At 42.7% G+C, this 13,288-nt stretch carries 12 protein-coding genes; 9 read left to right on the forward strand and 3 right to left on the reverse strand.

All coding sequences use genetic code 11. The features are described from left to right. The first annotated feature begins 107 nt into the window (after positions 1–107). The 6 genes from WAX86_RS01810 (at position 108) to WAX86_RS01835 (ending at position 6,091) form a co-directional block, all read left to right on the forward strand. On the forward strand, positions 108–731 hold the full coding sequence (locus tag WAX86_RS01810; protein ID WP_044179308.1) for a TIGR04219 family outer membrane beta-barrel protein: 624 nt from the start codon (positions 108–110) through the stop codon (positions 729–731). A gap of 208 nt (positions 732–939) precedes the next feature. Continuing rightward, a complete protein-coding gene (locus WAX86_RS01815) occupies positions 940–1,170 on the forward strand; it encodes a hypothetical protein (RefSeq protein WP_036764485.1) in 231 nt (76 codons plus the stop codon). A 180-nt stretch (positions 1,171–1,350) separates the two neighbouring features. Further along, complete coding sequence (locus WAX86_RS01820) at positions 1,351–3,177, forward strand: assimilatory sulfite reductase (NADPH) flavoprotein subunit (protein WP_341489019.1); 1,827 nt, start codon at positions 1,351–1,353, stop codon at positions 3,175–3,177. Then, positions 3,177–4,868 carry an assimilatory sulfite reductase (NADPH) hemoprotein subunit gene (cysI, locus tag WAX86_RS01825; RefSeq protein ID WP_341489020.1) on the forward strand — a complete coding sequence of 564 codons (1,692 nt, stop codon included), beginning with the start codon at positions 3,177–3,179 and terminating at the stop codon, positions 4,866–4,868. The genes WAX86_RS01820 and cysI overlap by 1 nt, the downstream gene beginning before the upstream one ends. After that, the gene (locus tag WAX86_RS01830; RefSeq protein ID WP_044179313.1) at positions 4,861–5,625 is read left to right on the forward strand and encodes a phosphoadenylyl-sulfate reductase; all 765 of its coding nucleotides are present in this window, start codon (positions 4,861–4,863) and stop codon (positions 5,623–5,625) included. Before cysI ends, WAX86_RS01830 begins: the two co-directional genes overlap by 8 nt. A gap of 136 nt (positions 5,626–5,761) precedes the next feature. Further along, positions 5,762–6,091 (forward strand): hypothetical protein, encoded by a 330-nt coding sequence (locus WAX86_RS01835; protein ID WP_036764483.1) that lies wholly within the window; start codon positions 5,762–5,764, stop codon positions 6,089–6,091. A 159-nt stretch (positions 6,092–6,250) separates the two neighbouring features. Here WAX86_RS01835 and WAX86_RS01840 read toward each other — a convergent pair whose 3' ends face one another. Then, a complete protein-coding gene (locus WAX86_RS01840; protein WP_068968515.1) occupies positions 6,251–6,733 on the reverse strand; it encodes a DUF2780 domain-containing protein in 483 nt (160 codons plus the stop codon). A 169-nt stretch (positions 6,734–6,902) separates the two neighbouring features. Next, a complete protein-coding gene (locus tag WAX86_RS01845; RefSeq protein WP_005301550.1) occupies positions 6,903–7,523 on the reverse strand; it encodes an FKBP-type peptidyl-prolyl cis-trans isomerase in 621 nt (206 codons plus the stop codon). A gap of 122 nt (positions 7,524–7,645) precedes the next feature. Between WAX86_RS01845 and WAX86_RS01850 the strand changes: the two genes are divergently transcribed. After that, positions 7,646–8,488: a LysM-like peptidoglycan-binding domain-containing protein gene (locus WAX86_RS01850; protein ID WP_069107618.1), complete on the forward strand. Its 843-nt coding sequence runs from the start codon at positions 7,646–7,648 to the stop codon at positions 8,486–8,488. Positions 8,489–8,578: 90 nt separating this feature from the next. On the opposite strand, the gene WAX86_RS01855 is transcribed toward WAX86_RS01850, so the two are convergent. After that, on the reverse strand, positions 8,579–10,546 hold the full coding sequence (locus WAX86_RS01855) for a bifunctional 2',3'-cyclic-nucleotide 2'-phosphodiesterase/3'-nucleotidase (RefSeq protein WP_341489021.1): 1,968 nt from the start codon (positions 10,544–10,546) through the stop codon (positions 8,579–8,581). 400 nt (positions 10,547–10,946) lie between these two features. On the opposite strand from WAX86_RS01855, the gene cysG reads away from it, so the two are divergent. Together cysG and cysD are read left to right on the forward strand one after the other, a co-directional pair. Then, positions 10,947–12,356 (forward strand): siroheme synthase CysG, encoded by a 1,410-nt coding sequence (gene cysG / locus WAX86_RS01860; protein ID WP_341489022.1) that lies wholly within the window; start codon positions 10,947–10,949, stop codon positions 12,354–12,356. Between the two features lie 12 nt (positions 12,357–12,368). Beyond that, positions 12,369–13,277, forward strand: coding sequence for a sulfate adenylyltransferase subunit CysD (gene cysD, locus WAX86_RS01865; RefSeq protein WP_036764481.1), 909 nt, complete (start codon positions 12,369–12,371; stop codon positions 13,275–13,277). Positions 13,278–13,288 lie beyond the last annotated feature (11 nt).

Here is a 13,288-nt window from a genome sequence, read left to right on the forward strand (position 1 = left end):
TGGGTATAATTATGTAAATCTGACAAGAGAATTGAGCGCTATTTTTTTGCATCTGGTATATTCTTGCGGTGTCGAAAACAAATAAACCAAGAGCGGAGACTCTAATAATGAAAAAATTAGCGCTATCAGCTGCAGTGCTAGCCGCAACGTTTGCAGCGATTCCTGCACAAGCAGATACTCTTCTAGGTGTTAAAGTTGGTGCTGATGCATGGTTCGCTGACTCTAAAGTTGCTGGTCACACGGACGATTCTACATCAGGTTCTTACTACGTTTCTCTTGAGCACTTTATTCCCCTAGTGCCAAATGTTGAGATCCGTTACAACAACATTGATGCTAACAACGCAAAATTTGATCAAACTGATTTCACTGCTTACTACGAGATCCTAGATAACGATCTAGTAGCATTGGATCTTGGTCTAACTATGACTAAGTTCAGCTCTGCACAAGTACTGGGTGGTCGTAACTTTGATGAGTGGCAACCAAGCCTATACGGTAATGCAGAAATCGGTATTCCAATGACTCCTCTTGCTGCATTTACTAAGCTAAACTACGGTAGCTACGATGGTACTCAAACATTTGATGGCCAAGCTGGTGTGAAATTCACACTACCTCTAGTCGTTGCCGATCTTAACCTTCGTGGCGGTTATCGCATGATGGATTACGATTTTGATAAAGCGAACCACGACGTGAAACTAGACGGTTGGTTCCTAGGCGCTGAAGTTGATTTCTAAGCCATAGAAATTATTGAATAATAAAAAAGCCACGATCTTTTCGTGGCTTTTTTGTTGCCTATTTTCTGCATTCTGTACCATTTTTATAAAAAGTAACTTGGTATAGTTCTCTGTAGTCGCGCCAGCGTCGCCTATACAGATAATGATATCAATACCACGTATTTGCCTATGGTGGTCATATGCGTGGAATGGACAGGGAGATAGGCTTATGACATTAACTGAATTACAGCGTTTATATGCACAACGCGATTTGGTTGAAGCGGTCATTGAACCTTCGATTCACGATGGTTGGATTGTGGAGTTTCGCCATCGCCGTGGAGGCTTAGTTCCGCTTACCGACAGTGGTGGTAGTGAGCAATGCTACAGTGATATTGATAGCGCTACAGAGCAGGCTTTTGAGGTAGGGTTTCATCAAGTTCGTATTGCTGATGAGTTCTAACTAATCACTTTATATATTATCCATTTTTTACTGCGCTAGAGCGATTAGGTGTCGTATCTGGCGTGGTTTATTTCTGAGCATAACCTTACAAACGGTTATAAAACATTCTTATCTATTCTTTCTTGTTATTTATAGAAGTGGCTAATCTAACCCTAAGCAATGTAGAGGGATCGAGTAGTCATGATATCAAAGGAAGCTGCAAATCCATTGACGGCATTAAGTCCGCTCAATGATCAACAACTAGCAACGTTGGCCCAAACCGCCGCCGAATTATCGCCCCAGCAACTGGCTTGGATCAGCGGTTATTTTTGGGGCTTAAGTCAAACACCCACAGCTGCTGCCGTAGCGCAAGCCACTGGGGATGTTTCGCTTAATGCCCATAGTAACCCCGCCCCTAAAGTAACCCTAATTTATGCCTCTCAAACGGGTAATGCTAAAGGCGTTGCGCAGGAAGTAGCGACATTCTTAAATCAAAATAACATTGAAAACCAGGTGGTTGCGGCAGGAGATTACAAAGGGAAAAATCTTGCTAAAGAAACTTATGTTGTGCTGGTGGCGTCGACGCATGGGGAAGGTGAAGCACCAGATGATGCGGTCGAACTGTATGAGTTTATGCAATCGAAAAAAGCTCCCAAACTGGAACAGCTCAATTATGCGGTGATTGGGTTGGGTGATTCGAGTTACGAATTTTTCTGTCAGACGGGTAAAGATTTTGATGCTTTCTTTAAGCGATTAGGGGCGAAGGCGTTTGTGCCAAGAATTGATTGTGATGTCGATTACAGTGCAGATATCAGTACTTGGCAAGGACAAGCGTTAGAGCAGATTCAACAAGCTCTAACGACATCAGCTCAAGTGGTTCCGTTACCTATTAGTCATAGCAGTACTCAGGCTATTAACTACAGCAAACAAAATCCGTTCACAGCTTCTTTAAGCGTGCAGCAAAAGATTACGGGGCGCAACTCCAGTAAAGATGTCCGCCATATTGAAATTGATCTTGAAGGGTCTGGATTACGTTATGAGCCAGGGGATAGTTTGGGTATCTGGTATCAAAATGATCCTGAGTTGGTCTCGCAACTATTGAGCACGTTAGGTTTAGATGGGGAAACGTTAGTCGACGTTGATGGCGAGACATTATCGCTTGCGACAGCTTTGCAGCATCATTATGAGATCACCGCAGCTAATCCTTTATTTGTCACAAAATACGCTGAGTTATCTCAAAGTAAACGGCTACTTAAATTAATCACCAATAAAGATAAATTGCGCCAATACGCGGCAGAAACTCAGATTGTTGATGTGATAGCAGGAAAAAAAGCTCAATTGACCGCCACTGAATTATTAAGTCTCTTACGTCGTTTAACCCCAAGGCTTTATTCCATTGCATCCAGTATGAGTGAAGTTGGTGAAGAAGTGCATCTCACTGTAGGGGTTGTGCAATACCAGCAGAAAGATCAAATCCGTTTGGGCGGTGCATCGGGCTTTTTAGCACAACGTTTAGCGGAAGATGATGCGGTAAAGGTTTTTGTTGAAACCAATAACCATTTCAAATTACCAGAAAATGACAGTACCCCCATTATTATGGTTGGGCCGGGAACGGGAATCGCACCATTTCGCAGCTTTCTACAAGAACGTGATAATCGTGAAGCCTCGGGTAAAAACTGGCTACTATTTGGCGATCGCAGTTTTACGGAAGATTTTCTCTACCAGGTGGAATGGCAAAAGTATTTGAAATCGGGCCTGTTGACTCAACTTGATGTGGCGTTTAGTCGAGATCAAGTCGAGAAAGTGTATGTCCAACATCGGCTATTAGAGCATGGCAAACAGGTGTGGCAATGGTTAGAAGACGGCGCTTATTTTTATGTCTGTGGTGATGCAAGTCAAATGGCAAAAGATGTTCATCAAGCTCTGCTGACTCTCGTACAGCAACACGGTAATAAAAATGCAGAACAAGCCGAACAGTACTTGGCAGAACTAAGAAAAGCAAAGCGTTATCAAAAGGATGTGTACTAATGAGTGAGCAAAAACTATCAGACAATGAGCGTCTAAAACGAGAAAGTAATCATCTACGTGGCACCATAGAGCAAGACCTAAACGATGCTATTACTGGGGGATTTACCAGTGATAACTTTCAGCTCATTCGTTTTCATGGCATGTATCAACAAGATGATCGAGATATCCGTTCTGAACGAGCAAAACAGAAACTCGAACCGCTCCACAATGTGATGTTACGAGCCAGAATGCCAGGTGGTGTGATAACTCCTAAGCAGTGGCTGGCTATTGATAAGTTTGCAACCGAGCACAGTTTATATGGCAGTATTCGCCTGACAACACGACAGACTTTTCAGTTTCATGGTGTCCTTAAACCCAATATCAAATTGATGCATCAGACGTTAAATCAGATCGGGATTGATTCGATTGCTACCGCAGGAGATGTAAACCGTAATGTGTTGTGTACCAGTAACCCGATTGAGTCTAAGTTGCATCAACAAGCTTATGAATGGGCAGCAAAAATTAGTGAGCATTTATTACCGAAAACTCGCGCCTATGCTGAGATTTGGCTCGATGGTGAAAAGCTAGAAACCACAGACAAAGAGCCGATTTTAGGTAGCACCTATTTGCCTCGTAAGTTTAAGACGACTGTGGTGATCCCGCCGCAAAATGATGTTGATGTGCATGCCAACGATCTCAATTTTGTTGCCATTGCTCAAGAAGGGGAGTTGGTTGGTTTTAATGTTCTGGTCGGTGGTGGGCTAGCAATGACTCATGGTGATAAGAGTACCTATCCACGCCGTGCCGATGATTTTGGTTTTATTGCTCTAGAGCACACCCTTGCAGTTGCTGAGGCTGTAGTGACGACTCAGCGCGATTGGGGAAATCGTTCTAACCGTAAAAATGCCAAAACCAAATACACCTTAGATCGGGTAGGTGTTGATGTCTTTAAGGCTGAGGTAGAAAAACGTGCAGGTGTGAGCTTTGCTCCAAGTCGCCCTTATGAATTTACCGAGCGAGGCGATCGCATTGGTTGGGTACAAGGTATTGATGGTTATGAGCATCTAACTTTGTTTATTGAAAATGGACGACTATTGGATTTCCCGGATAAACCGCTTAAAACCGGGGTCGCTGAAATTGCCAAGATCCACCAAGGTGATTTTCGTATGACAGCAAACCAAAACTTAATCGTGGCAAAAGTCCCTTTAAGCGAGAAAGTTCGGATCGAAAAGATCGCTCGTGATCACGGCCTGATCAGTGGTGGAGTGAGTGAACAACGCAAAAATTCGATGGCCTGTGTCTCGTTACCTACTTGTCCTCTAGCCATGGCAGAAGCAGAGCGTTTTCTTCCCTCTTTTGTCACTGATGTTGAGCAAATTCTACAGCGTCATGGTTTACCTACCGATGACAACATTATTCTTCGAGTTACGGGCTGTCCAAATGGTTGTGGTCGAGCGATGTTGGCAGAGATTGGGTTAGTCGGCAAAGCGCCTGGACGTTACAACTTACATCTTGGTGGAAATCGCAGTGGAACCCGAGTGCCTAAAATGTACCGAGAAAACATTACTGTTGCTGAGATCTTAACGGAGATTGATCAACTGGTTAGCCGTTGGGCTAAAGAACGTGAAGCTCAAGAAGGGTTTGGGGATTTTACGATTCGAGCTGGAATTATCGCTCCTGTTGAAGTGTCAAAGAGGGACTTTTATGCCTAAACACCATTATGATCTTTTAGCATTACTGGCTCAACCTAAGGTCAGTCAAATCTTAGCTCTGGCGGAAATTAATGCTGAGCTTGAAACCTTTACTGCGCAGCAGAGGGTTGAATGGGCATTAGAGCATTTGACAGGAGAGTTTGCTTTAGCTTCAAGTTTTGGCATTCAATCTGCTGTTATGTTGCATTTGGTCACGCAAATCAAACCAGATATTCCGGTTATCTTGACCGATACTGGGTATTTATTTCCTGAAACCTACCAGTTTATTGATAAGCTAACTCAGCAACTTAATTTAAACTTACAGGTTTATCGCGCTCCATTAAGTCCGGCGTGGCAAGAAGCTAAATATGGTCAACTTTGGCTGCAAGGTATTGATGGCATTAAACGTTATAACCAGCTCAATAAAGTCGAGCCGATGCGCCGAGCTTTAGATGAGCTGAAAGTGGGGACTTGGTTTTCTGGATTACGTCGTCAACAATCGAGTACTCGCGCCTCTTTACCCGTATTAGCTATTCAAAATGGAGTCTTTAAATTTTTACCTGTGATTGATTGGAGTGATGAGGATATCGCCCATTATATTGAAGCTCATCAACTCTCTTATCATCCTTTAAAAGAACAGGGATATCGCTCCATTGGTGATGTTCATACCAGTGAAAAGTGGCAACCTGGTATGAAAGAAGAAGAAACGCGTTTTTTTGGTTTAAAGCGCGAGTGTGGCTTACATGAAGATCAAGAAGCAGATGGTTCTGGTATTTAACCATTATAACTGAGTGATTTTTGGTATTTTCATCGAGTTTTTCTCTTCAATTAGAAAACCCAATTGACAATTTATAAAACACTGCTCAATAATGCTTTTCAGATATTTTTTGTTGGTGATTTAAGGGGATAGCTTTATGTCAAATGGACAAAATAATGCCAAGATCATTTATATCCTATATTTGGTAGGTCTTGTGATCGGGGTGACCGGTATTGTTGGTGTGATTATGGCGTATGTAAATAAAGGCGATGCACCGCAATGGCTTCAAGATCACTTCCGCTTCCAAATTCGTACTTTCTGGATCGGTCTGTTATTGCTGTTTGTTGGCGGTATTTTAAGTTCGGTCTTTGTTGGTTTCTTTATCGTTATTTTTGCTTATGTTTGGTACATCGTTCGCTGTGTCAAAGGCATGAAGTCACTATCGCAAGGTCAAGCCCCTGCCAATGTTGAAACTTGGTTATTCTAAGCTGTAATTTGGCTTGCTTATCATACAAAAAAGGACTCTAGCGAGTCCTTTTTTCGTTTGGGCTTTTAGCTAAAGCCCTTCGTTCTTAATCTGTTTTGTATCTACTAATACAAGGTGAAGCTATGATTAGTAGGAACTCAATGATTAATGGGAACTAAATCAGTTCGTTGGTGCCCATACATTGGCAAGGGTCGTTAGCAAGTTTTGATTTGCGCCTTGCTGTTTTAAAAATTGCATAATAACAGGAGCAAACTCATCAGCAGTTTTGCTATCAATACCTAAGATACTAAATACTTTATTGAGTGTGCTAGGATCGTCAAGTAGACCACTTAATCCAGCAGGGATCGCATCAGCAAGAGCTTTACTACCTGGAATTAGGTTTTGCAGTTCTTTGGCTTGATCGCCTTGCAGTTCACTTGAAGCAAACGCTAATAGTGCACTCGCACCGCCAGCCGCTTGTTGTGGTGATACACCAAGTTTGCTTGTTAATAGCTGAGTTAGTGGATTGTTTGCAATTGCAGAGGTTGTTTGTTGCACATCCGAGCCGCCGAAGATATCTGATAGGCTAAATGCATAGCTCATAGTGCTGGTGGTTAGCATACCGATTACAGCTAACGCAGTTAAAGTATGGCGCTTGTTCATGACAATTTCTCCTTATTAGTATGGTGTACATCCTAGAGCAGAAATCGAAATTGGGCACTACTTTATATGCTAAAAGGGTATTTTTGAAATTATTTGTTATTTTTTGAACAAAAAACGGCGCAAGAAGCGCCGTTTTATGACAATGTGACAGTATTGAGTTGGGATTAACTTATAGGATGTCTAGAAGTTCAACTTCAAATACTAGTGCCGCGTATGGAGGGATAGCAGCACCCGCACCACGCTCACCGTATGCTAGGTTTTGTGGGATGTATAGTTTCCACTTAGAACCTACAGGCATTAGCTGAAGAGCTTCAACCCAACCAGCGATAACGCCAGTTACAGGGAATTCAGCTGGTTGACCACGAGATACAGAGCTGTCGAATACAGTACCGTCAGTTAGAGTACCATGGTAGTGAACACGTACAGTCTTGTCTGAAGTTGGGATTTCGCCGTTACCTTCAACAAGTACTTCGTACTGAAGACCTGAATCAGTTACAGTTACTTCTTCACGTAGCGCGTTATCAGCAAGGAATGCTTCGCCTTCAGCCGCAGCAGCTTTTGCTTGAGCTTGACGAATTTCTTCAGCACGCATGTGAAGTTCACGAAGTGCATCATTGATTTCGTCAACTTCGATTTCTGGCATTTCGCCAGTTAGAGATGCAGCAATACCTTTTGCGATAGCTGCAACGTTTAGGCCTTCAAGACCGCTGTGTGCAAGTTGTTGGCCCATTTGTAGACCGATACCGTAACTTGCTTTTGTTTCAACTGTATCCAGTTTTACATCGAACATGATGATCATCTCTTTGGTCGAGTGAATTAAGGGTGCAGGATAACAGGTTATTCCTATTGCGGTAAACTGTTGTCAGTCTGATTCGGCTATTGCGTGATCGGAATTGCTATGGAGTGGATATTATGGGACAGGCTAATCGCCGTTTAAGTAGAAAAAATAGAACCAAACGAGATACCAAAGATATGAACGCGCTAAAACAACGCCTATTAGATGGCATTGCTCCCTTAACTGTCGGATGGCAAAAATTACCAACATTTCATCGTCGAGCCGTAACGGTAGTTGGGGTATTAATGATAGGTGCTTTTTTCTTACCAACCAGTAATGACCTCCAATCAGATCTTAATGATGGCAGTAGTGACGGTCGCCGTGAGATCAGTTTAGATTTAGGCGGTGTGGTTACCCAGCCTGAAACATCAACAACCTCTTCAACCTCTGATGGTGATAAGCAAGGTACGATTAAACTGGATATTTCTGCGACCACCAACCGTGCTCAAGATGACAAAACTCCAGATGATAAAGCTTCGGGTGCAGCTAAAGCGGTCAAAGATCCTAATCAACCACATCCAACCGGCGGTATGGTTGATAATGGTCCTCGCCCAGAGTTAAAACCTTATCCATCGAAAATCTATCCATTGGATGGCTCTGCACCTTATATGGAAAAAGTGAAAAATGCCGCAGCTCAAGAAGCTAAAATTCAAGCGTCTGCTGGGCCTTGGCGTTCGTATACTGTGCAGTCTGGTGAAACGCTGGCGAATATTTTCCGTAAGCTATCACTCAATGATCGTGATGCTTTCTTAATGGCTAAAGTCGAGGGTAGTGATAAACCTATTAGTCGTATTCATCGTGGACAGGTTCTGCGTTTTCGTACCAATAGCAGTGGTGAAGTTACAGATCTGCAAATTACCGATGATGGTCGTACAGTTAGCTTTGCTCTACAACCAACGGGCAGTTATCGCCGTCAGTAATCGTATTTCTAATACATATAAAAATGCCGCAACGTTATTTGTTGCGGCATTTTTTATTTTTTGTCGTTAATTGCGAGTAATAAAAGAGATTTATTTCTTCGCTGATAGATCTAGATTATAAACGGCAAAGCCCACTTTATCGGTACCAACTTGTTTCATTGGGTACTGACCTTTTTCTTTAATAAACTCAGCCGCTTTTTCTGTTGGTGAGGTTTCAAAAGTAATGGTAACTGGTTTCTCGCTCTTAATTGGCGTGAAGTGCCAGTTATTGTCAGCACTTGGTACAACTTGACCTTTCTCTTTGCTCACACGGCTGATGTACTCGGCAAGTACGGTGCGGTTTTCATCAGGAGCGGCAAAAGCAATATGCTTCTCACCTGTACCGGCAAACTTACCGCTGTATGCGCGATAGTTGTTGGTCGCAATAATAAAGGCTTGTTTTGGATCAACCGCTTTACCATTGAACTCAAGATCTTTGATACGGTGCGAGTCTGGATTGATCAACTTACATTCACCGTCGTAACGAGCTGGCTGGGTTAGATCAATGTTGTAAGTTACGCCATCAATTACGTCAAAGTTATAAGTACGGAAACCTTCCCAGTTGATCAGACCTTGAGGCTCTGTTTTATTTGGATCGATTTGATTGAACTGACCTGCTGAGCACTCTAACCACTCTTTCACATCTTGGCCACTCACTTTAAGAGCAACGAGAGTGTTAGGGTATAAGTATAAGTCTGCCGCGTTACGGAAAGTCAGCTCACCTTGTTCTACTTCGGTAAAGTTTGTTGGATCGTTACCACGGCCGCCTGCTTTAAATGGTGCTGCTGCAGAAAGAACTGGGATATCCGCTAGATCTGGGTCACCTTGAATAAAGCGTTCAACATAATCTTTTTGTGCTAGGTTAACGATCTGTACAGTAGGATCGTCTTGAACTAACGCAAGGAAGCTGTACATCTCATCGCTTGCTTTACCGAGTGGCTGATTTACAAAATCACGAGTGGCATTGTGATCGACTTTAACTGCGGCAACCAGTTTCGGATCGGCATCGACAATAGGCTTGTTCTTGGCCATATCAAAAATTGGACGAGCTTCAGTTTGAGCATCAATAACTTTCCAGCTATCACCTTGTTTATCTAATACTAGATCCATTACACCTACGTGATCGCCCCAGCGACCTGGCATAACGGCAGGAATACCGTTGATTGTTCCTTTCTTAATATCAGCACCAGGCAGTTTGGCAAAATCTTTACCTGGGAAAACTGCGTGAGAGTGACCAAATGCAATGGCATTAATGCCTTTTACTTGAGTTAAGTAATACACTGAGTTTTCAGCCATAACCTTGTAAGGATCGGCAGATACACCTGAGTGTGGAATTGCAATAATGATATCGGCACCTTCCGCCTTCATTTGCGGAATAAATTTCTCCGCAGTTTGCTTGATATCTTTAGCTTCTACCTTACCTTCTAAGTTCTTTTTATCCCAAACCATGATTTGAGGTGGAACAAAGCCGATATAACCCACTTTAATTTGGTGTGCTTTACCATCGGTATCGGTGAACGTATGTGTTTTGATAAGGTATGGAGTAAATAGGTTCTTACCAGTTTTTAAGTCGTATACATTGGCGTTAACGTATGGGAAGGTTGCCCCTTCAAGACTGGTTTTTAGAAAATCGAGACCATAGTTAAATTCGTGGTTACCAATATTACCCACTTCGTAATCCAGTTGGTTCATCACCTTATATACGGGATGAACTTCGCCTTTCTTAATGCCTTTTGCTGCCATGTAGTCACCCATTGGACTACCTTGTAGCAAGTCACCATTATCTACCAAGATAGCATTTGGCACTTCATCTCGCGCCTTTTCTACCAAAGTTGCAGTACGAACCAAACCGGTTTTTTCCGTTGGTTTATCTTTGTAGTAGTCGTAATCCATTACGTTGGTATGGATATCTGTCGTTTCCAGAATACGTAGTTTAATCGTTTCTGCAGTAGCCGGACCTGCAATCGCAAGTAGGCCACCAAGTACCGCAATAGAAAGTGGCTTGGCAGATAGTTTCATTGTTTGCTCCAAAAACATAGACATAGAAAAGCGTGGCAAAAGTAGCAAATTTTTGCCGCAAGAAATGTGAACTGATCGTTTAATTGTGCTTAAGCTCTCGAAATTATCGCTATCTGTGACTTAAGTAGGTTTAAAAAGCAGCAAAGGAGAGCCAAACGATTGCCATATTCATTTCGCTTCTTAATAAGAATTGGCTATAAGTTAATCTTTTTTCATTAGATAAACAGGAAATTATTGGCTTCCTTCCTGTATTTTTCTCTCAGAGTTACAAATTCGTTCCTTTTCTTCTGATGTTTTATTCCAGCCAAACTTTTTGGAATAAAAAAGATAATTTTAGAATTTCCGGCAATAACTATCCCTTCTTATAGTGGTTAACAGTTCAGGAAGATAGGAAACGGTTATGGAATACCTCCCCATTTTTGCCGATATCAATCGACGTCCATGCTTAGTTGTAGGTGGTGGTGAGGTTGCTTGGCGTAAGACACAAATGTTACTGAAGGCTGGTGCGAATGTGCATCTAGTAGCAAAGAGTGTTAGTCCCGAAATACAAGCCGCAATTACCAATCAACAAGTGGTACTACTGGCTGATTCATTTGCCCCTGAGTTGTTGAATGGCATGTTTTTAGCGATTGCAGCAACAGATTCTAAAGCGATAAATGCGTTGGTTTATCAAGCGGCTAATCAACGTCAGATTTTGGTTAATGTGGTTGATGATACACAACGTTGCAGCTTTATTGTTCCTTCTATTATTGATCGCTCGCCTATTGTGATTGCTATCTCATCGGCAGGAAAGGCGCCAGTATTGGCTCGATTGGTACGAGAAAAATTAGAAGCGTTATTGCCGCAGCATCTTGGCAAAATGGCTCAGGTAGCAGGGGAGTTTCGCGCTCAACTAAAGCAAGTATTACCTTCTTTTTCTGCGCGTCGACATTTTTGGGAGCAAGCCTTTCGTGGTCGTTTTGCTCAACTGATTGCCAGTAATAATATCGAGCAAGCTAAGGCAGAGCTCATCACGCTTTCTCATCAATCAAATCCAGTAGGTCATGTTTCTCTGGTTGGGGCCGGTCCTGGCGATCCCGAACTTTTGACCCTAAAGGCACTACAACAGATGCAACAAGCGGATGTGGTGCTCTATGACCAACTTGTTTCGTCTCAAATTTTAGAATTAGTTCGCCGTGATGCTCAGCTTGTCTCTGTCGGCAAAAAAGCGGGGTGTCATAGTGTTCCTCAAGAACAAACCAACCAATTGTTAGTGGAGTTTGCATTACAGGGTAAAAAAGTAGTGCGTTTAAAAGGAGGCGATCCCTTTATTTTTGGCCGCGGAGGAGAAGAGCTGGAAGTCTTGGTGGAACATGGAATTGAGTTTGATGTGGTTCCGGGTATTACTGCGGCAGCTGGGGCAACCAGTTATGCCGGTATTCCGTTGACTCATCGTGATTATGCTCAAAGTGCAATGTTTATTACCGGCCATTTAAAACAAGAACAAGATGATCTGGATTGGAGCACGCTTGCTCGAGGACGACAAACGTTAGTGATTTATATGGGACTACTTAAGTCATCTTATATTCAACAACAGCTCTTAGCTTATGGGCGACCTAGTCATACCCCTATCGCGATTATTGAACGAGGAACCCAAGCTGAACAAAAAGTGCTGGTAGGGCAATTATCGCAGTTATCAGAATTGGCAAAGCAGGCTCAGTCGCCATCTTTGATTGTGATTGGTGAAGTTGTTGCTCTTCAGTCGAAATTGCAATGGTTTAATCAAACACAATCACAGCCATCACCTGCAGCTGTTGTGAACTTGGTATAAATGGAGACAGTCATGGATTTAGCACGTTTAACCCACCTCAAACAGTTAGAAGCAGAAAGTATTCACATTATTCGTGAAGTCGCCGCTGAGTTTGATAATCCGGTAATGATGTACTCAATTGGTAAAGATTCATCGGTCATGCTGCATTTGGCTCGCAAAGCCTTTTATCCAGGAAAGATCCCATTTCCACTGCTTCATGTCGATACTGATTGGAAGTTTCGCGAGATGATCGAATTTCGAGATCGTACGGCAAAGAAATACGGTTTTGAGTTATTAGTACATAAAAATCCAGAAGGGTTAGCGATGGGGGTGGGGCCGTTTACACATGGTTCATCTAAACATACTGACATTATGAAAACCCAAGCACTAAAGCAGGCATTAAATCAGTATGGTTTTGATGCTGCATTTGGTGGTGCTCGTCGTGATGAAGAGAAATCTCGGGCTAAAGAGCGGGTTTATTCTTTCCGTGATGAAAATCATACCTGGGATCCCAAAAATCAGCGCCCTGAGTTATGGCGCACTTATAACGGTCAAATTAATAAAGGTGAGAGCATTCGAGTATTCCCCCTTTCCAATTGGACTGAGCTGGATATTTGGCAATATATCTATCTTGAAAATATTGAAATTGTTCCATTGTATTTGGCCGATAAGCGCCCTGTGGTTGAGCGAGATGGCATGTTAATTATGGTCGATGATGAGCGAATGCCACTTACTGATAGCGATAAAGTGGAGCAGAAGAGTGTCCGTTTTAGAACGCTTGGCTGTTATCCCTTAACTGGAGCCATTGAATCAACGGCAACCACATTACCTGAAATAATTGAAGAGATGCTGGTGGCGACATCCAGTGAGCGCCAAGGTCGAGCCATTGATCATGACCAATCGGGCTCAATGGAGCTAAAAAAACGTCAGGGATATTTCTAAGGAGAGAGCAG

It is taken from the genome of Photobacterium damselae subsp. damselae, from assembly GCF_038086725.1.
Lineage (GTDB): Bacteria > Pseudomonadota > Gammaproteobacteria > Enterobacterales > Vibrionaceae > Photobacterium > Photobacterium damselae.

Coding starts and splice junctions, on each gene's coding strand:
- WAX86_RS01810 (WP_044179308.1), top strand. CDS start 108: ATGAAAAAATTAGCGCTATCAGCTGCAGTGCTAGCCGCAACGTTTGCA.
- WAX86_RS01845 (WP_005301550.1), bottom strand. CDS start 7,523: ATGTTCGATGTAAAACTGGATACAGTTGAAACAAAAGCAAGTTACGGT.
- WAX86_RS01815 (WP_036764485.1), top strand. CDS start 940: ATGACATTAACTGAATTACAGCGTTTATATGCACAACGCGATTTGGTT.
- WAX86_RS01820 (WP_341489019.1), top strand. CDS start 1,351: ATGATATCAAAGGAAGCTGCAAATCCATTGACGGCATTAAGTCCGCTC.
- WAX86_RS01835 (WP_036764483.1), top strand. CDS start 5,762: ATGTCAAATGGACAAAATAATGCCAAGATCATTTATATCCTATATTTG.
- WAX86_RS01840 (WP_068968515.1), bottom strand. CDS start 6,733: ATGAACAAGCGCCATACTTTAACTGCGTTAGCTGTAATCGGTATGCTA.
- cysD (WP_036764481.1), top strand. CDS start 12,369: ATGGATTTAGCACGTTTAACCCACCTCAAACAGTTAGAAGCAGAAAGT.
- WAX86_RS01855 (WP_341489021.1), bottom strand. CDS start 10,546: ATGAAACTATCTGCCAAGCCACTTTCTATTGCGGTACTTGGTGGCCTA.
- cysG (WP_341489022.1), top strand. CDS start 10,947: ATGGAATACCTCCCCATTTTTGCCGATATCAATCGACGTCCATGCTTA.
- WAX86_RS01830 (WP_044179313.1), top strand. CDS start 4,861: ATGCCTAAACACCATTATGATCTTTTAGCATTACTGGCTCAACCTAAG.
- cysI (WP_341489020.1), top strand. CDS start 3,177: ATGAGTGAGCAAAAACTATCAGACAATGAGCGTCTAAAACGAGAAAGT.
- WAX86_RS01850 (WP_069107618.1), top strand. CDS start 7,646: ATGGGACAGGCTAATCGCCGTTTAAGTAGAAAAAATAGAACCAAACGA.